The sequence below is a fragment of the Methylobacterium sp. J-026 genome, assembly GCF_022829585.1.
Taxonomy (GTDB): Bacteria; Pseudomonadota; Alphaproteobacteria; order Rhizobiales; family Beijerinckiaceae; genus Methylobacterium.
Map to the genome: position 1 here is coordinate 43,767 of NZ_JAKSYC010000117.1, position 18,796 is coordinate 62,562.

Consider the following 18,796-nt stretch of genomic DNA (forward strand, 5'->3'; position numbering starts at 1 on the left):
TCGTTGATGACGTATGAATCTCCGCATGAATAAATCGGCCCGGGCATTTGTTTTTGCATGAAAAACTTTGGAACGGCCAAGCTTCCGTGACGATGTCGATGAGGTCCGGCTATTCGACGCGGATCGCAACGCTGTCGCTCGCGCCGGTCGAATCCAGGACCGAGATCCGCGCAAAGCCGGCCCCTCCTGGAAACCACTCGGCGCGGCGCCGCAGCGTCTGCAGGACCGGCTGACCGTCGACCAGCCAGGTCAGCGGCGGCACGCCGCCGAGCGCCTTCAGGGCGAGCCCCGGCCGCCCCGCAGCGTCGCCCTGCGAATCCGTCCCCAGCCCGACGTCGATCCGGGCACCGTCGGGGGGATAGGCGATGCGCAGGGCCGGACCCTGGGCGTCGGCCGTCTCCGGACCAAGGCGCCGGAGCGGCGGCGGCAGGCCGCCGGGCCCGGCCGCCACCGCGTCCTGCGGGCGCGGAACCGGCTCGGGCTCGATCCCGAGGCGCGCGAAGGCGTCGAACAGGATCGGCCCCGCCACGGTCCGGCCGACGAGGCCCGGAACGGCGGCGCCGTCCGGCCGCCCCACCCAGACCACCACCGTCACGCGGCGGTCGAACCCGGCCGCCCAGGCGTCGCGGTAGCCGTAGGAAGTGCCGGTCTTGTAGGCGATGCAGTCCGGAAGGGCGTTCTCCGGCGGCGGCGTCCCGCGCAGGATATCGGCGACGTACCAGGCGGCCACGGGCTCGGCGATCCGGTGCCCGGGGCCCTCCGCCGCCCGGGCGGTCGGCCCGGCACAGGCGGGCGCCTCGGGACACGGGCTCGGAGCCGTCACGTCCGGCGCGAGCCGGCGTTGGAGGTCCGGCAGCGTGCCGCCCCGGGCGAGCCCCGCATAGAGGCGCGCGAGGTCCGTGAGCGTGATGCCGAGCCCGCCCAGCGCCACCGGAAGGCCCGGCGCCGCCTCGCGCGGGAGCTGGATCCCGGCACCAGCCGCGCGCAGCCGCGCGATGAACCGCGCGGGACCGACCGCTTCCATCAGCTCGACGGCCGGCACGTTGAGCGACAGCTGCAGGGCCCGCCGGGCCGTGACCGTGCCCTGGAAGGTCAGGTCGAAATTCTCCGGGGCATAGCTCGCCGAGAACCGCCGGGGGCGATCCTCCAGCAGCGTCTCGGGATGTGCCAGCCCGTCCGCGAAGGCCATGGCGTAGACGAACGGCTTGAGGGCGGAGCCGGGGGAGCGGACCGCCAGGGTCATGTCGATGGCGCCGCGCCGCGACGCGTCCAGGTAGCCGGCGCTGCCGACCTGGGCGAGGACGTGCCCGGAGCGATTGTCGAGGACGAGGATCGCGGCCGAGAGGTCCGGGCCGGCCGCGGACGCACGCTCGGCGGCGAGCGCCTCCAGCCGCTCCTGCAGGCGCCCGTCGATGGCGAGGCGGATCACCGGGGCGGCGGGATCGGCCGCCGCGGCCTCCTCGGCGGCATGCGCAGCGAGCATCGGGAAGGGTTTTCGCACCGTCGGCACGGGCTCGGCCTTGGCGGCCTCGGCCTCCGATGCGGTGAGCACGCCCCGGGCGCTGGCGATGTCCAAGACGCGGTCGCGGGCGGCGCGGGCACGCCCGGGGAACCGGTCCGGCCGGCGGGTCTCGGGGGATTGCGGCAGGGCGACCAGGAGGGCGGCCTGCGCCGCGGTCAGGCGCATCGGTTCCCGCCCGAAATAGGCGAGGCTCGCGGCCCGCACGCCCTCGATGGATCCGCCATAGGGGGCCAGCGCGAGGTACAGCTCGAACAGGCGGGGCTTCTCGAGCTGCCGCTCCAGCGCGACCGCCCGGATCATCTGGCGGAACTTCGCGTCGAGAGAGCGGGCGCGCCGCGGCTCGACCAGGCGCGCCACCTGCATCGACAGGGTCGAGCCGCCGGACACGATGCGCCCGCGCGTCAGCCACTGATACGCGGCGCGCAGAACGGCTACCGGATCGATGCCGTGATGGCTGGCGAAGCGCCGGTCCTCGTAGGCGAGCAGCATGTCCCGGAAGCGCGGATCGACCGCGTCCGCGGTGACCGGCAGCCGCCAGCGCCCGTCCGCGGTCGCGAAGGGGCGCAGCAGCGTGCCGGATCGGTCGAGCACCACGGTCGAGCGCGCCGCCGCGGCCGTGAGGTCCAGGGGCGGCAGCCCGATGGCATAGGTCCAGACCACGCCGATGCCGGTCGCGAGGAGGCTGAGCCCGACCACCGCGGCGAGGCCGAGGCGCGCCCCCGAGCGCCGGGGCCACGGCGCGCCTCCGCCGGGATCGGGCCTGTCCTGCGGCACGTGTCCTCCAGGTTCCGGACCCGCTGGGCCAGCGCGCAGGATTCCCAATTCCCGCGCCGCGGACAAGCCCGGTCCGGAGACGGTGGAGGTCTACGCCATGCTGACGCTGCGCCGATCCGGGAGGTCGGGACGATCCGGCCGATCCAGCCGAACCGGGAAGGGCACCACGTTGGATGGAAGCGCGAGCACCTCGGTCTCGTGCGTCGGGAGGGCCGGGCGGGGCTTTCCGGGCTTCGACCAGCGCTCGATGCGCTTGAAATAGGTCCGCCTGGCCAGCCAAGCCGGAATGCGCCTGTCCTTCGCCATGATCTGCCCCTCTCGATGCGACCGCCGACGATATCCGCTCCGACGACGCGATTGCGTCGGTGGAGCGAGTCGGAACTGCATACGTGATACGAGCGGAACGCCGGGGGCCCCGCATCCCCTGTTTGGATGATGCGGGCCGGGCGAGGCCGCTCTCAGGCGGCGGCGGTTTCCTTCGCCCGCTCCAGGGCGAGTTTGGCGACGGCCACGTGGTCGACCTTGCCGCTGCCGAGCAGCGGGATCGCGTCCAGCACCACCACCTCGGCCGGGATCGCCACGTCCGAGGCGCCGCGGCCCTTGGCGAAGCTCTGGAAGTCGGCCCGGGTGGCGCCCTTCTCCTCGGTGAACAGGATCAGGCGCTCGCCCTTGCGCGGGTCCGGCACCGCCGCGACGGCGCTCGCCCGGTCCGGCCAGCGCTCGGCGGCGAGCGCCTCGATGGCGGCGAGCGAGATCATCTCGCCGGCGACCTTGGCGAATCGCTTGGCCCGGCCCTTGATCGTGACGAAGCCCGCCGCGTCGATCGCCACGATGTCGCCGGTGTCGTGCCAGCCCCCCGGCGGGGGCTCCAGCACGCCGGGTTTGTCCGCCCGCAGGTAGCCGAGCATGATGTTGGGCCCGCGCAGGGAGAGGCGGCCGCCCTCGTCGATCCCGGGCACCGGCTCCAAGCGGGTCTCGATGCCGGGCAGGATCCGGCCGACCGTGCCGAAGCGGTTGAACATCGGCGTGTTGAGCGCCACCACCGGCCCGCATTCGGTGACGCCGTAGCCCTCCAGGATGCGCAGGCCGAATTTCTCCGCCCAGGTCCTCCGGGTCGTCTCCTTCACCGCCTCGGCGCCGGCCACGACGTAGCGGAGCGAGCGCAGGTCGTAGGCGTGGGCCGCCCGGGCGTAGCCGGTCAGGAACGTGTCGGTCCCGAACAGCACGGTGCTGTTCGAGCCGTAGATCAGTTCCGGCACGATCCGGTAATGCAGCGGCGACGGGTAGAGATAGACCGGCACCCCCGAGACCAGGGGCAGGACCAGCCCGGCCGTGAGGCCGAAGGCGTGGAACACCGGCAGGACGTTGAACACCTTGTCCATCGGGCCGAAATCGATCCGGGCCGCCACCTGCGCGACGTTGGCCAGCATGCAGCGGTTGGCGAGCACCACGCCCTTCGGCGTGCCCTCGCTGCCCGAGGTGAACAGCACCGCGGCCGGATCCTCGCCCGCGCGCGGCACCAGGGGTTTCCGGCCGGCCAGCAGGGCGCGGATCTTGTCCGGCGTGGTGATGGTCGCCCGCACGTCCTCCAGGTAGACCAGCGCGACCTGGCCCTTGATCGCCTCGACGAGGCTGCCGAGCCTTCCCTTCTCGATGAAGGCCCGGGAGGTCAGGATCCTGTCGACCTGCGCCGCCCGGCAGGCGGAGAGCACGTTGGCCGGCCCGGCCGAAAAGTTGATCATCGCCGGAACCCGGCCCGCGGAGGCCAGCGCGAACAGCGTCACCGCCGCGCCGTTGGCGTTCGGCAGCATCACGCCGATCCGGCCGCCCTCGGGCGCGAGCGGCATGAGCTTGCGGCCGAGCACGTTCGCGCCGAGGACCAGCCGGCCGTAGGTCAGGCGGCCGGTGACCGGATCCTCCACGGCGTTGCGGCGCCAGCCGTGGCGCTCGCCCGCCTCGATCAGCGCCGCCATCAGGCCGCGGTCGATGTCGGCGGTGCGGAACAGCAGTTCCGACATGATCCCGTAGAGTGCCGCGCCGGCCGCCTGGCGCCGGGCCTTGCCCTTGAGCGCCGGGTCCACCGTCAGGCGCACCGGGGGCATCACCGTGACGGTCACTTTGGGCCACCAGCGGCGGCTGACCTGCCGGCGCGACAGGCGCGAGAAGGCGGTGCGCTCCAGCCCGTCGATCTTCACGGGCACCACCATCGCCCCCGCCTTGTCGGCGATCAGCCCGGCGCCGTCATAGACCTTCATCAGGCTGCCGGTGACGGTGAGCCGGCCCTCGGGGAAGATGATCAGGGTCTCGCCCCTCTTGACGGCGTTGATCAGCGTCCGCGTGGCCAGCGGCCGGGTCGGGTCGAGGGGCATCGCCTTGGTGACGTGCAGGAACGGCCGCACCCACCAGCGCTGCGCGATCCCGCTGTCGACCGCGAAGACCGGCTCCTGATCGAGGAGCGACAGGGCCAGCGGCGCGTCGAGGAACGAGACGTGGTTGAGCGCCAGGATGCAGTTCGGACCGGCCGCCGCGACGTTGTCGAGCCCGCGGACCTCTAGCCGGTAGAAGGCCCGGAACAGGATCGACAGGGCGTCGCGGAACGGGCTCGTCGGCAGCGTCGCGAACACGATCGCGCCGACGACGAGGTTCAGCACGCCCACCACCGCGAGCAGGCTGGCGATCGAGAGGCCCGCAGCCTGCAAGGCCGCCAGCGCCAGGGTCCCGGCCACCATGAAGGCCGCCGTTACGACGTTGACCGCGCCGATGATGCGCGCGCGCATCGCCTTCTCCGCCCAGGCCTGCACGGCCGCGAAGGACGGGACGATGTAGAGGCCGCCCGACACCGCGAGGCCGAGGAAGCCGAGGCCGGTGCGCAGGCCTTCGCCGGTCCGCAGGAAGTCGATCGGTCCGATGGCATCCGCGGGGGGCGGGGGCAGGTGCCCGATCGTCCAGGCGAGGTCGAGGCCGAACAGGCCCATCAGCACCGCGCCGACCGGGGTCGGCAGCAGCACGATCCGGCCGCTGGCGAGCCACGAGGCGAGCCCCGAGCCCAGGGCGATGCCGATCGAGAACAGGGCGAGCAGCAGCGTGATCACCGTCTCGGTGCCGTTGAAGGCGCCGCGCACCAGCACGGGCAGCAGCGACAGCACCACCACGCCCACGAGCCAGAACCAGCTCACCGTGAGCGAGCCGCGCCACAGGCGCGTGTCGGCCCAGAGGTCCCTCAGCAGCGAGGCGGTCGAGCGGGCGATGTTGCGGTCGACATGCAGGTCCGGCGCCCCCTCCCCGGTCGCCGGGATCATCCGGGCCGAGAGCCAGCACAGGACGGCGAAGCCCATCACCAGGGCGCCGAACAGCAGGCCGGATCCGCCCAGAGCCGAGGCCGCCCCGGCGGCGATCGTCCCGAGCAGGATCGCCAGGAAGGTCGCGGCCTCCACCAGGGCGTTGCCGGCCGGCAGCTCCTCGCGGCGCAGGTGATCGGGCAGGATCCCGTACTTGATCGGGCCGAACAGGGCCGCGATCGTCCCGAACAGGCCGAGCGCCACGAACAGGATCGGCACGGAATGCAGCAGGAAGCCGAGCACGGCGGTGCCGGCCGCGAAGATCTCGGCGAACTTGAGCCGCCGCGCCATCAGCGCCTTGTCGTAGCGGTCGGCCCATTGGCCGCCGAGGCCCGACAGGATGAAGAACGGCCCGATGAACACGGCGCTCGCCAGCGTCACCAGGACGCCCGCATGGGCGTCCGCCTCGCCGCCGATCCCGAACAGGATCAGGAAGGCGAGCGCGTTCTTCAGAAAATTGTCGTTGAACGCCGAGAAGAACTGGCACCAGAACAGCGGCGCGAAGCGCCGCGCAGTCATCAGGGTACGGAACATGGCGGTCTCTCGGTTCCGAACCTGACTGGCCCACCAGGGACGGTCAGGTCAAATCGGACCGAGGGGAACGCACAGCGAACCCGGCCTGCGCGCCCTCGCGCCGTGTGGGCCGGCACCCGGCCCGATGCGATACGCGGTGGGACCGTCCGTCAGGTCTTGCGGCCGTGTCGCCCGAGGACGGCCCCGGTGTGCCGGCCGACGAAGGCGCGCAGGGAGGCGCCGAGGTCGTAGGACCAGTGGATATGCGCCGCGAGCGCCGTGCCGACGACGAGCGCGGCGCCCGCCACGCAGGCCGGCGGGAGCAGCAGGAAGGTCAGGACCATTCCGACGGCGGTCCGCTCGGCCAGGGAGGCCTGCGGCCAGGGATCGATCGGAAGGGAGAAGCGTCGTCCGGTGCGCATGGCTTCGACCCTCGGTGGTTCGGCATGACGCAATACACGCAGTCAACAGCGGCCGGACTCGGACGTTGCGTCCCCGGATCGGAAATCGATGCCCCCGTGACGTTGCGGCCCGGTACCGCGGCGCAACCGAGCGCGCTGCCCCGTGTTGCCGGTTCGATCGTTCGGTGGTGATGAGGTCAGTATGGCACGGGTTGCGGTCGTTACCGGCGGCACGGCCGGGATCGGGCTCGCGACGGCGCATCGCTTCGCCGCCCGGGGATGGTCGGTGGCGGTGATCGCCCGCGATCCGGGCCGTCTTGCCGCGGCGGAACGGGCCCTCGCCGCTTACGGCCGACCGGTTCTGGCGATCGGCGCCGACGTCGCCGATCCGGACGCGGTCGACGCCGCCGCCCGGCGGGTGGAGACCGAACTCGGCCCGATCCGCGCCTGGGTGAACAACGCCATGTCGACCGTGGTCAGCCCGGCCGACGAGATCACCCCGGACGAGTACCGCCGGGTGACCGAGACCACCTATCTCAGCCAGGTCTACGGAACGCTCGCCGCCCTGCGCTTCATGAAGCGGCGCAACCGCGGCGCGATCATCCAGGTCTCGTCCGGCCTCGCGATCCGGGCGGCGCCGCTGCAGGCCCCCTATTGCGCGGCGAAGTTCGCGGTGTCGGGTTTCACCGACGCCCTGCGCTGCGAGCTGATCCACGGCAAGGTCGATGTCAGCCTCAGCGTGGTCTACCTGCCGGCCGTGAACACGCCCCAGTTCAATTGGGCGCGCAACCACACCGGGCACCGGCAATACGCCCCGGACCCGATCTTCGATCCGCGGCTCTGCGCCGAGGCGATCCTGTACGCGGTTGAGCACCCGCGCCGGGAGGTCTGGGTCGGGCGCTCTTCGATGATGATGGCCGCCGCCCAGGCCCTGGCGCCGGCCTTCGCCGACCGCAAGGCGGCCTCCATGTGGTCGGCGCAGCTCTCCGACGAGACCATTTCCGACATGGAGGGCAACCTCTACGAGGCCGTCCCGGGCGCTGTCGGGATCGACGGCCGGTTCTCGGGGCGGACCAAGGGGAGCCGGACCGAGTTCTGCACGAGCCGCACCCGCGACCTCGTGGTCGGGGGCCTCGCCGGGCTCGCGCTGATCGGGCTCGCCGGCACCGTCCACGCCGCCCGCTCGGCACGCCGTCTGCCGGACCGGTCGTGAGGCTGCATTCGCGCGCGCTGACTGCTAGATGAGCCGCCCCGAGAAAGGTTCGCGTCGATGCCCGGCTATCTGCCCTTCGCGGGGGCCCTGAAGCTCCCCGCCTATACCTGCGACAATTGCGGGTTCTGGCAGCGCCATTTCGAGACGCCGGCGGCCTGCCCGATGTGCCTCGACGCCCGTCACGTGGTGCCGCAGGACGGCTGGCGGTTCCGGACCGCCCGGGAGGCGCAGGACGCGTTCCCCTGTCACTGGCAGGAGCTGGAGCCCGGCGTGTGGCGCTTCTGGAACGAGCCGGTCTCCGGCATCGGCCCCTCCGGCTACCTGATCCAGACCGAGCACGGGAATATGGGCTTCGAGGCCTGCCCGGTCTTCAGCGAGGCCGCCCTCGACCAGATCGCCCGGCTCGGCGGTATGGCGGTGCTCTCGGCCTCGCACCCGCATGCCTACGGGGCGCTGACGCAGCTCCAGGACCGGTTCGACCCGGAATTGTGCCTGCCGGCGGCCGACTTCACCTGGAGCGCAGCCCTGCAGGTGAGCTGGCCCTACGACGATTTCCTGGAGCCCCTGCCGGGCCTGGAGCTGCACCGTACCGCCGGCCATTTCGACGGCCATGCGATCCTGTACGACAGGTCGCGGAAAATCTGCTTCTGCGGCGACGCGCTGAAGTTCGAACTCGACCCGGCGGATTTCCGCCGGGCGGTCACGATCTCGGCCCACAAGGCCTTCGTGCGCGGCGTGCCGCTGACCCCGAGCGAGCTGCGTCGCTACCGCGACGTGTTCGAGCGGCTCGACTTCGTCCAGACCTGGACGCCCTTCGAGCCCGCGCGCAATTGCGGCCGGCCCGAGGTCTTGGCGCTGCTCGACCAGCTCATGAGCGGCCGGTCCCACGCCGCGCCGGTGCCCCTCGACGGGCTCCGGTCTCAGGGCCGGTAGAGCGGGTCGTTCTCGAGGCGGATCGGCTGGCCGTGGGGTGTCGCCGCGGCGGCACGCTGGAACGCCGCGGTCCGCGCCGCGACGCCCTCGGGGCCCGCCACGCCGCGCTCAGCCAGGATCGCCTCCAGGGTTGCCAGCCAGGCGCCGTAATCGGCCGCCTGCTCGGGGGCGTCCGCGGGACGGATCGCCCGGCCCAGGCGGTCCGCCCATTCCGACCAGGTGAACAGCCCGGCCTCCCGCAGGGAGACCACCAGGGCAAAGACCTGCGCCTCCCAGGGGGCCGCGAAGGTACTCGGCGCCGGATCGCTCACGCGGGCTCCAGATAGGGTTCGAAGGCCGCCACGGTGACCAGGCCGCCCGGGTCGCCGCTCTCGCCCCACAGGTCGTGCGCGGCGAAGGCGACCGTGTAGAGCCAGGTCGGGTTCTCCCCCAGCCCGTGGGCGCTGGTGTCGGGATAGACGAAGACGCCGTCGACGCGGACGATCCGGCCCCGCCGGCCACGGACGTAGCGCGGCAGGCGGGTATGGCCGGTCGGGTGCATGTTGCGGGCGATGACGGTCGCGCCGACCGCGAACCGCGCGGGGGCGTCCGCAGCGCGGCTGCTGGGGAAGCCGGCCCGGAAGCGCGCCTCCAGGCCGTCGCGGCCCAGGACCCGGGCGACGGCCCCGGCGGGCGCCGCGGCCGTTCCGGAGGCCATCTCGGCCGGCGTGGCCAGGCCGGCGGCGGCGACCTGCTTCTCCAGGGCCTTCAGCCAGATCGCGTAGTAGCTCGACGACAGGTACTCCGCCGGCGGCAGCGATTCCCGGGTGGCCCGGCTGCCGTCGAGGGTCCAGGCGCCGGTGAAGCCCATGGCCAGCGCCATGGCGAAGACGCGCCGCTCCCAGTCGGCGTGGAACACCGGCTCGTCCGGCTCCGGCACCACCGGCCCGAAGCCCTGCGTGCCGCCGAGATCCTGGGCGCCGTTCATGCCGGTCTGCCCGCTGGTTCGGTTGGGATCCCTTCGGGCAGCCCCGTGCCGATCATGGAATCGCGGGTGACCAGGGCGGCGAGCGCCGCCTCGGAGAACCCCTCGGTCCCCGCGGGCCGCATCGGCAGGACCATGTAGCGGGTCTCGGCGGTGGAATCCCAGACGGTGATCCGGGTGGTCTCCGGCAGCGTCACCCCGAACTCGGCCAGCACACCCCGGGGGTCGATCACCGCCCGGGCCCGATAGGGCGGCGCCTTGTACCAGACCGGCGGCAGGCCGAGCACCGGCCAGGGGTAGCAGGAGCAGAGGGTGCACACGACGAGGTTGTGGGTCCCGGGGGTGTTCTCGACCACCACCATGTGCTCGCCGCCCCTTCCGCCGATGCCGAGTTCGGCGATCGCCGGCGTTGCGTCGGCCAGCAGCCGCGCCCGGAACGCAGCATCGCCCCAGGCCCTGGCCACCACCCGGGTGCCCAGATGCGGGCCGACCTTGGTCTCGTAGAGTTCGACCAGCGCGTCGAGGGCCGCCGGATCGATGTAGCCCTTCTCGGTCAGCAGGGATTCGAGCGCCCGGACCCGCGCCTCGATCGGCGTGAGGTCGCTGCCGTGGTGCACGTGATCGTGATCCGCGTGTCGATGGCTCATCCCGCCCTCCTCGCAGGGTGCAGTGTGCACCCTCGGACGTCCCGCTGCCACCCCCGGAACGCGGTTTCGGTGCTCACCATCGGGGCAGGGATCGAAGCGCAAACGCCGGCGGGGCGCCGCGACAATCCTTTGATCCGCCTGATTATTTTCCTGATGCGATCCGTCGGAACGGCGGTGAATACCAATGTCCGTGCCCGCCGGCGTGCTGGTCGTATCCACCGATACTGACCGTAGCGTTTGGTAACGGTTCATAATTCCACCGGTACCTAGGTTAGAGCGAATCCAGTATACCAGTACCAGGGATCAGGACACGTTCATGATCGACGACGCTGTGACGCCGCCGGCCGAGACCGAGAGCCCCCGGGGAGCGACGGGCTACGCCACGGCCATCGGCCAGCACCTCGCCCTGCCGATCCGGGACTATTTCAAGCTGGTCGAGCAGGAGCCGCTGCCGACACAGCTCGACGACCTCGTCGCGCGCTTCGAAGCGGCGGTGGCGGCGCACGGCCAGACCGTGGCCTTCGATTTCCGCAGCGACATCATCAAGGCGCTGCCGGCGTTGCGCACCTTCGCCCTGTCCCTGGCGGGGGATGTCAACCGGGCCGACGATCTCGTCCAGGAGACCTTCGTCAAGGCCTGGGCCAACCAGCAGCGGTTCCGCCCCGGGACGAACTTCACCGCGTGGCTGTTCACGATCCTGCGCAACCAGTTCTACTCGGACCTGCGCAAGACCCGGCGCGAGATCGAGGATGTCGACGGGACGCATGCGGGCCAGATGACCAGCCTCGCCGATCAGGAGGATGCCAGCACCCTCAAGGTGGTCTGGGCGCGTCTCGAAGGCCTGCCGGCTGCGCAGCGGCAGGCGCTGCTGCTGGTCGGCGCCGAGGGTCACACCTACGAGGAGGCGGCGAGCAAGCTCGGCTGCCAGGTCGGCACGGTGAAGAGCCGGGTCAGCCGGGCCCGGTCGTCGCTGCTCGGCACCCTCGGCGGTGTCGTGGCCGGACAGGCACCCGCGGCCTGAACGGCGCCCCGGCTCTTCGCGAATCTCACATTCTTCGGGCTGTACTTTGCGGGGGGCCTGGGGTCTGCCCAGCCGCTGACACGCGGGGCCGGAGGTCCCGCCCGTCTCACACCGGCGGCCGGCGCACATGCCAGTCGGTCGCCCGCTGGAAGGCCTGCCCGATCCGGAGCGCCATCGCCTCCTCGTAGCCGCGGCAGACGATCTGGAGCGAGAGCGGCAGCTCGTCGGCGGTGAAGCCGTTCGGCAGGGCCAGGGCGCAGAGATCCAGCAGGTTGCCGAACCGGGTGAAGCGCGAAGGCAGGTGCGCCTCTTCGACAGCGGCCAGCGGGACGGCGGCGGATTCCGTCGTGGGCGTCAGCAGGGCGTCGATCCCGTCCAGGGCGGCGGCGTAGAGCTGCTTCATCGCGGCGCGGCGGTGGAGCGTGGCGAGGTAGTCCTTGGCCGAAACCGTTGCGCCGGCCAAGATCCGGGCCCGCACGGCGTCGCCGAGGGGCGCGGATGGATCCTCCGCCAGGGCGCCGTTGACGAAGTAGGCCTCGGCGTTGGTGATCCCGCTCATCGCCACGCAGTCGCTGAACCGGAACGGCAGGGTGACGTCCACGATTTCGGCCCCCTGCCCGGCCAGCAGATCGAGGGCCGCGTCGTAGGCGGCGAGCATGTCGGGGGCCACGCCCTCCCGTTCGATCGCGGGCATGCGGCCGAGGCGCAGGCCGCGCACCCCGCGGTTGAGCGTCGGCCAGGGGGAGTCCGGCGGGATGCCGCGGGTCGTCGGGTCCAGGGGATCGGGGCCGGAGATCGCCTCGTAGAGGAGCGCGGCATCCTCCACCGTGCGGGCGAGCGGACCGGGCGAGTCGAGCGTCGTCGAGAGCGGCACGATCCCCCAGGTCGAGACGCGCCCGACCGTCACCTTCAGTCCGGTAAGGCCGCAGAAGGCGGATGGCAGGCGCACGGAGCCGCCGGTATCGGTGCCGAGGCCCCAGGGCGCCATCCGGGCGGCCACCGCCACGCCGGTACCGCTGCTCGATCCGCCCGGCGTGCGCGGCGCCTCAAGGTCCCAGGGGTTCCAGGGCGTGCCGAGATGCGGGTTGGTGCCCCAGCCGCCATAGGCGAACTCGACCGTGTGGGTCTTGCCCAGCACGATCATCCCCTGCGCGATCAGCCGCCGGGCGACGGTGGCGGTGCGTTCGGCCCGGCGGGCGCGGTGGGCGGCCGACCCGCCCATGGTGATCCGACCCTCCAGGTCGATCAGGTCCTTCAGCACCACCGGCACGCCGTGGAGCGGCCCCACCGCGTGGCCCGACCGGATCGCCCGGTCCGCCCCCTCGGCGGCGAGGCGGGCATCCGCGGAGAAGATCTCCGTGAAGGCCTGGAGCTTCGGCTCCAGCTGCGTGATCCGGCCCAGCAAAGCGTCGACCGCATCGACCGGCGACAGGGCTCGGGACCGGATCGCCCCGGCGAGTTCGGACGCGGAGGCGTGGACGGGATCGAGATCGGACATCGGACTCACTGGACGCTGACGCGGGTGAGATCGACGAACCAGGATTGCGGCGAGACGAAGCCGTGGATCTTCTTGGACATCCCGCGGGGGTTGAGGTCGTGGACGACGAACAGCCAGGGCGGATTGTCCACCAGCCGCTCGTGGGCGATCGTGGTCTGCGCGTCGATTACCTTCGCGTCGGTGGTCTCGGCGAGCGCCTTGAGGGCGGCGTCGAACGCATCGTCCTTCCAGGTGGGGAAGTTGAAGCCGTTCGGCGGAAAGCGGTCACCCGCGAAGTAGCGCGCCATCACGCTGGCATCGGAGGAGGGCGAGGAGACGTTGAGCGCCATCGAGCCCTGGAGGCTCTGCGCATCCGGTAGCGCCCGGCTCGAATTGAGCAGTACCTGCCACTCGACCACGTTGAAGCTGAGTTCCACGTTGCAAGCCTGCTTCAGGTTCTCCTGCAGATACTCATTCATCGGCATCGGCAGCATCTGGCCCGAGCCGGAGGACGAGATCATCACCTTGAGGCTCAGGGGCTTCTTGTCGGTGTAGCCGGCTTCGGCCAGCAGAGCCTTCCCCTTGGCGGCGTCGAACGTGTAGCGATTCTTCGGCGAGCCGAAATTCGGATCCTTGTCGTTGAGCCATCCCGCGGCCGGCTCCGCCGTGCCGTTCAGGAGCTCGACGATGCCGGCCCGGTCGACGCAGTAGTTCAGGGCCTGCCGGACGCGCACGTCCTTGAGCGGGCTGTCCTTGGCGCCGATGTTGTAGATGTAGGGCCACACATGCGGGTACGAGCCCGTCGTGATGGTGAAGCCCGCCTGCTTGAGGGACGGGATGGCGTCGGGGGCCGGCACCTCGATCCAGTCGACCTGACCCGAACGCAGGGCGGCGACCCGGGCGTTGGCCTCGGGGATCGGCAGCAGCCGGACCCGGTCGACCTTGGCCATCCGGTTCGGATCCCAGTAGCCGTCGTACTTGGCGAGGTCGACCGCCTCCCGCGGGGCGACGCGGGTGATCTTGAACGGCCCGGTTCCGGCCGCCGGAAGTGCGGCCACCTTGCTCCAGTCGCGGCCCGCCTTCTCGAAGGAGGCCGGCGCGGTGAACAGCAGGTAGACCACCATGTAGGGGAAGTAGGACGCGACCTGCGTCGTGGTGATCTGGACGGTCGCGTCGTCGATCTTCTTGTAGCTGCCGACCAGCGGCGCCCGGGCCCGGGAGATGCCGGCACCCTGTGCCTCGAATTGCGGGCTGTCGTTCTTGAAGTAGCGGTCGAGGTTCCAGATCACCGCGTCGGCGTTGAACGGCGTGCCGTCATGGAACTTGACGCCCTGGCGCAGGTGGAAGGTCCAGATCGTCCTGTCGGTCGGGTCCTGCTCCCAGCGTTCGGCGAGCGCCGGAACGATGCCCGCGAGCTTGGTCGTGCTGGTCAGGTCCCACTGCACCAGCCCCTCGAAGATCGGGTAGCCGAGGAAGCGCATGCCCTCGAAGCCGTTATTGGGCATGCCCGTCGTCGTCGGGATGTCCGTGGCGGTCATGGCGATGCGCAGCACGCTCTCGGCGCTGGCCGGGCCGGCCAGGGCTACGGGACCGACCAGGGCGGCTGCAATCAGGTGGCGAAATGTCATCGGATCCCATCGTCGAAGTCGCGGCGCGCCAACCGCAAATCCCGCGCCAGCCCCCGGCATAGTCCCCGCGTCGGGCGAAGAGGAGGTGTCAGGCCTCGCCCCTTGCGCGGCGCGTCGGCTGCGCCACGATAATAAAAAATGCGTGTCGCCGGCCGCGCCGGCCGGACCGAGAGGGAGCCGCCCGTGACCGATGGGATTCCAAGCGCGATGAACGGGGCCGAGAGCCTGGTCCGGACCCTCGTGGCCGGCGGGGTCGAGGTCTGCTTCACCAATCCCGGCACCTCCGAGATGCATTTCGTCGCCGCCCTCGACCGGGTCGAGGGCATGCGCTGCGTGTTGTTCCTGTTCGAGGGCGGTGCCACCGGCGCGGCCGACGGCTACGCCCGCATGACCGACACGCCGGCCTCGACCCTGCTCCACCTTGGGCCTGGCCTCGCCAACGGCCTCGCCAACCTCCACAACGCCAAGAAGGCGCGCACCCCGGTCGTCAACATCGTCGGCGAGCACGCGACCTATCACCGGGAGTACAACGCGCCGCTGACCTCGGACATCGAGGGGCTGGCCCGGCCGATGTCGTCCTGGGTGCGGACCGGGATGAGCGCCGCCGAGATTGGCCCGGACGGCGCCGCCGCCATCGCGGCCGCCCGCACCGCCCCGGGGCAGGTCGCGACCCTGATCCTCCCGGCCAACACCGCCTGGGATCCCGGCACCGGCCCCGCCCCCGTGCCGCCGGTCCCCGAGCGGGCGAAGGCCGGCGACGACGCGGTCGCGGCGGCCGTCGCGGCGCTCCGGAGCGGCGAGCCGGTGCTGCTGCATCTCGGCGACCGGGCGGTGCGTGGGGAGGGCCGGGTGATCGCCGACCGGATCGCCCGCAAGACCGGCGCGACGCTGATGGCGATGACCTCGAACTCCCGGATCGACCGCGGTGCCGGCACCGTGCCGATCGAGCGCCTGCCCTACCCGATCGACCAGGGCATCGCGGCCCTGAAGGAGTTTCGGCACATCATCCTGATCGGCGCGACGCCCCCGGTCGGCTTCTTCGCCTATCCCGGCAAGCCGAGCTTGCTCGCCCCCGAGGGCTGCACGACGATCACCCTGGCCACCCCAGAGGAGGACCAGATCGACGCCCTGGAGCGGCTGGCCGAGGCCGTCGCGGCTCCGCCCGCGGAGCCCGTCCCGGTGGCGCCGCGGCCGAAGCTCCCGGCCTCCGGGGACCTCGACCAGGACACGATCGGGCAGGTGCTCGGCGCGCTGATCCCGGAGGGCGCGGTGATCTGCGACGAGTCGATCACCACGGGCCGCAACTTCTTCGCCCTCACCCGGGATGCCGCGCCCCATACCTGGCTCCAGCTCAGCGGCGGCTCGATCGGGCTCGGCATCCCGATGGCCACGGGCGCCGCCATCGCCTGCCCGGACCGCAAGGTCATCAATCTCCAGGCCGACGGCAGCGGCCTCTACACCGTGCAGGCGCTCTGGACCCAGGCGCGCGAGCGCCTCGACGTGGTGACGCTGGTCTGGTCGAACCGCTCCTACGCGATCCTGCGGGCGGAACTCGCCAATGTCGGCGCCCACAATCCCGGCCCGAAGGCGCTGGGCATGCTGAGCCTCGACGATCCGGCGGTGGATTGGGTCAGCCTCGCCAAGGGCTTCGGGGTCGAGGCGCGACGCGTCGAGACGCGGCCCGACTTCATCGAGGCGTTCCAGCACGCGCTGGCCAAAAGCGGCCCGCACCTGATCGAAGTGGCCCTGTGAGCGGGGCCACGTACGCCCTCCCCGGGCTCGAAGGCCCGGTCGAGATCCGCGTCGACCGCTGGGGGCTGGCGCATATCCGGGCGGGGACCGCCCTCGACGCCTTCCGGGCTCAGGGCTTCAACGCGGCGCGGGACCGGCTCTGGCAGCTCGACCTCTGGCGCAAGCGCGGCCTCGGCCTGCTGGCGGCGGATTTCGGGCCCGGCTACCTCGCCCAGGATCGCGCCGCCCGGCTGTTCCTCTACCGGGGCGACATGGCCGCCGAATGGGCCGCCTACGGGCCACAGGATACGCGCGCCATCGTCACGGCCTTCGTGGACGGGCTCAACGCCTACGTGGCGCTCACCGAGGCCCGGCCGGAATTGCGGCCGCCGGAATTCGCCCTGACGGATACGCGCCCCGCCCGCTGGCAACCGGAGGACGTGGTGCGCATCCGCAGCCACGGGCTGGTGCGCAACGTCCTCTCCGAGATTGCCCGCGCCAAGGTGCTGGCCCGCGCGGAATCCCGGGAGGCCGGTCTCGCCGCAGACGACCTGCGCAAGCGGATCAGCCCGCCGCACGATCCGGTGATGCCGGGCGGGATCGACGCCGCGGACTGGCCGGACGATCTCCTGGACGCGTTTCGTCTGGCCACGGCAACGGTGGGGTTCTCACCCGAGCGGATGGCGGCCTCCCGCGACGCGGCCTGGGACTGGTCGAAGGTCGACGCCCACGGCGCCGTCACGCGGGGGAAGCGCGCCGTCCCGGAGGAGCCGGCCGAGGGCTCGAACAATTGGGTGGTCGGACCCGCCCGCACCGAGACCGGCCGCCCGATCCTGGCGAGCGACCCGCACCGGGTCTACCTGCAGCCCTCCCTGCGCTACGCGGTCCATCTCACCGCCCCGGGGCTCGACGTGATCGGGGCCGGCGAGCCGGCGCTCCCCGGCATCTCCATCGGCCATAATGGGCAGGCCGCCTTCAGCCTCACCATCGCGCCGATGGACCAGGAGGATCTTTTTGTCTGCGAGACCGATCCGGCGGATCCGGACCGCTACCGGTACGCCGGCGGCTGGGAGCGGATCGCGCGCAGCATGGACACGATCCTGGTGCGCGGCGGGCCGGACGAGACCGTGGTGCTGAGCTTCACCCGGCACGGGCCGGTCATCCGCGAAACACCGGGCCTGGCCTTCGCCCTGCGGACCGTCTGGTCCGAGCCCGGCGCTGCCGCCTATCTCGGCAGCCTCGCCTATCTCGGCGCCACCAGCCCCGAGGCCTTCGGCACGGCCCTGCGCCACTGGGCGGCGCCGTCGGTGAACCAGCTTTATGCCGACGCTACGGGCCGAATCGCGTGGTTCATGGCCGGCAGGGCACCGGTCCGCCCGGCCCATGACGGGCTGCTGCCGGTCCCGGGCGACGGCCGCTACGACTGGGCCGGGTTCCACGATCCGGGCACCCTGCCCCGGAGCATCGACCCGGAGGCGGGCTGGCTCGCCACCGCCAACGAGATGAACCTGCCGCCGGATTTTCCGGCCGAGGCCCGGAAGGTCGGGTTCGAATGGGCCGAGCCCTGGCGCGCCCGCCGCATCCGCGCAGTGCTCGGCTGCCAGACGCGCCACAGCCTCGCGGATTCGCAGGCCCTCCAGGGCGACGCCTTCTCCGAACCGGCCCTGCGCCTCGCCGATCTCATCCGGGCGCTGCCGGCGGGAACCGATCCGGAGGTCGCCGCGGCCCGAGCCCTGCTGGCCCCGTTCGACGGTGGGCTGCACCCGGATTCCACCGCGGCCGCCCTCGTGGAGGTGTTTTGGGTGCATCACCTGCGCCCGGCCCTGCTCGAGACGCTCGCGCCCGATGCCGGGACACGCCGCCTGCTGCCGCCCGGCGACACCCAGAGCCTGATCGAGCGGCTGGAAACCGGCCTCGACCCCGTGACCCGCGATGCGCTGCTGGCGGACGCCCTCGGGGCCGCGTTCCGGGACTGCCTGGACCGGCTGGGGCCGGATCCGATGGGGCGGTTCACGCCGGATGCAGTAGCCACCCACCCTCCCCCCTCTGCGGGGGAGGGTGGCCCTCGCGTCAGCGAGGGTCGGGAGAGGGGAACCCGGCTTCCGGAAGAGGCGCACGCGGCGGGTAGGGCGCAGCCCTGTTCTGCGCCGTCGCGCCCCTCTCCCGACCCGCTTGGCGGGCCTCCCTCCCCCGCAGAGGGGGGAGGGAAATCCGTGGAGACAACCGCCCGCGATGCCGGCTGGTCCTGGGGCCGCCTGCATCACGCCCTGTTCGCCCATCCCCTCACCGCCGTGAGGCCCGATCCGGCCTGGGATGTCGGTCCGTTGCCCGTGGGCGGGTCCGCGGCATCGGTCATGCACGCGGAGTACCGGACCGACACGTTCCGGCTCACCCACGGCGCTTCGTTCCGCATGGTCGTGGATGTGGGTGACTGGGACCGCTCGGTCTTCATCAACGTGCCGGGCCAGTCGGGGAATCCGGAGAGCCCGCACTACGCCGACCTCGCCCTGATCTGGGGGCGTCAGGACCATGTGCCGATGCTCTACGGCCGCGCGGCCGTGGACGCGGCGACCGAGACCATCATCACCCTGACGCCGGGCTCCCCCTGACCCGGCGGCCGGGACCGAACGGGAC

Annotated in this window: 14 protein-coding genes; 5 read left to right on the forward strand and 9 right to left on the reverse strand. The window is 71.9% G+C overall.

Annotation, left to right across the window (positions count from 1 at the left end):
• Window positions 1–109 precede the first annotated feature (109 nt).
• From pbpC to MKK69_RS11515, 4 genes are all read right to left on the reverse strand, one after another.
• A complete protein-coding gene (gene pbpC, locus MKK69_RS11500; protein WP_243967972.1) occupies window positions 110–2,296 on the reverse strand; it encodes a penicillin-binding protein 1C in 2,187 nt (728 codons plus the stop codon).
• 90 nt (window positions 2,297–2,386) lie between these two features.
• Complete coding sequence (locus MKK69_RS11505; protein WP_243967973.1) at window positions 2,387–2,602, reverse strand: hypothetical protein; 216 nt, start codon at window positions 2,600–2,602, stop codon at window positions 2,387–2,389.
• A 152-nt stretch (window positions 2,603–2,754) separates the two neighbouring features.
• Window positions 2,755–6,168: an acyl-[ACP]--phospholipid O-acyltransferase gene (locus MKK69_RS11510; RefSeq protein ID WP_243967974.1), complete on the reverse strand. Its 3,414-nt coding sequence runs from the start codon at window positions 6,166–6,168 to the stop codon at window positions 2,755–2,757.
• Between the two features lie 149 nt (window positions 6,169–6,317).
• Complete coding sequence (locus MKK69_RS11515; RefSeq protein ID WP_243967975.1) at window positions 6,318–6,569, reverse strand: hypothetical protein; 252 nt, start codon at window positions 6,567–6,569, stop codon at window positions 6,318–6,320.
• 181 nt (window positions 6,570–6,750) lie between these two features.
• Here MKK69_RS11515 and MKK69_RS11520 point away from each other — a divergent pair, with 181 nt between their 5' ends.
• Together MKK69_RS11520 and MKK69_RS11525 are read left to right on the forward strand one after the other, a co-directional pair.
• Window positions 6,751–7,761, forward strand: a complete 1,011-nt coding sequence (locus MKK69_RS11520) for an SDR family oxidoreductase (protein WP_243967976.1) — start codon at window positions 6,751–6,753, stop codon at window positions 7,759–7,761.
• Between the two features lie 57 nt (window positions 7,762–7,818).
• On the forward strand, window positions 7,819–8,694 hold the full coding sequence (locus tag MKK69_RS11525; protein WP_243967977.1) for an MBL fold metallo-hydrolase: 876 nt from the start codon (window positions 7,819–7,821) through the stop codon (window positions 8,692–8,694).
• On the opposite strand, the gene MKK69_RS11530 is transcribed toward MKK69_RS11525, so the two are convergent.
• From MKK69_RS11530 to nthA, 3 genes are read right to left on the reverse strand one after another with little or no spacing between them, the layout of a single operon-like run.
• The gene (locus MKK69_RS11530; protein WP_243967979.1) at window positions 8,682–9,005 is read right to left on the reverse strand and encodes a nitrile hydratase accessory protein; all 324 of its coding nucleotides are present in this window, start codon (window positions 9,003–9,005) and stop codon (window positions 8,682–8,684) included. The two genes, MKK69_RS11525 and MKK69_RS11530, sit on opposite strands and share 13 nt — an antisense overlap.
• Window positions 9,002–9,661, reverse strand: coding sequence for a nitrile hydratase subunit beta (nthB, locus tag MKK69_RS11535; RefSeq protein WP_243967981.1), 660 nt, complete (start codon window positions 9,659–9,661; stop codon window positions 9,002–9,004). Before nthB ends, MKK69_RS11530 begins: the two co-directional genes overlap by 4 nt.
• Complete coding sequence (nthA, locus tag MKK69_RS11540) at window positions 9,658–10,305, reverse strand: nitrile hydratase subunit alpha (RefSeq protein ID WP_243967982.1); 648 nt, start codon at window positions 10,303–10,305, stop codon at window positions 9,658–9,660. Before nthA ends, nthB begins: the two co-directional genes overlap by 4 nt.
• Before the next feature lie 316 nt (window positions 10,306–10,621).
• Here nthA and MKK69_RS11545 point away from each other — a divergent pair, with 316 nt between their 5' ends.
• Window positions 10,622–11,326: a sigma-70 family RNA polymerase sigma factor gene (locus MKK69_RS11545; RefSeq protein ID WP_243967983.1), complete on the forward strand. Its 705-nt coding sequence runs from the start codon at window positions 10,622–10,624 to the stop codon at window positions 11,324–11,326.
• A 106-nt stretch (window positions 11,327–11,432) separates the two neighbouring features.
• Here the strand turns inward: MKK69_RS11545 and MKK69_RS11550 are convergent, their stop codons facing one another.
• Both MKK69_RS11550 and MKK69_RS11555 read right to left on the reverse strand, forming a co-directional pair.
• Window positions 11,433–12,824 carry an amidase gene (locus MKK69_RS11550; RefSeq protein ID WP_243967984.1) on the reverse strand — a complete coding sequence of 464 codons (1,392 nt, stop codon included), beginning with the start codon at window positions 12,822–12,824 and terminating at the stop codon, window positions 11,433–11,435.
• A 5-nt stretch (window positions 12,825–12,829) separates the two neighbouring features.
• Window positions 12,830–14,431, reverse strand: coding sequence for an ABC transporter substrate-binding protein (locus MKK69_RS11555; protein WP_243967985.1), 1,602 nt, complete (start codon window positions 14,429–14,431; stop codon window positions 12,830–12,832).
• Between the two features lie 207 nt (window positions 14,432–14,638).
• Here MKK69_RS11555 and MKK69_RS11560 point away from each other — a divergent pair, with 207 nt between their 5' ends.
• On the forward strand, window positions 14,639–16,183 hold the full coding sequence (locus MKK69_RS11560) for an acetolactate synthase large subunit (RefSeq protein ID WP_243967986.1): 1,545 nt from the start codon (window positions 14,639–14,641) through the stop codon (window positions 16,181–16,183).
• A complete protein-coding gene (locus MKK69_RS11565) occupies window positions 16,180–18,771 on the forward strand; it encodes a penicillin acylase family protein (RefSeq protein WP_243967987.1) in 2,592 nt (863 codons plus the stop codon). The genes MKK69_RS11560 and MKK69_RS11565 overlap by 4 nt, the downstream gene beginning before the upstream one ends.
• Window positions 18,772–18,796: the final 25 nt, after the last annotated feature.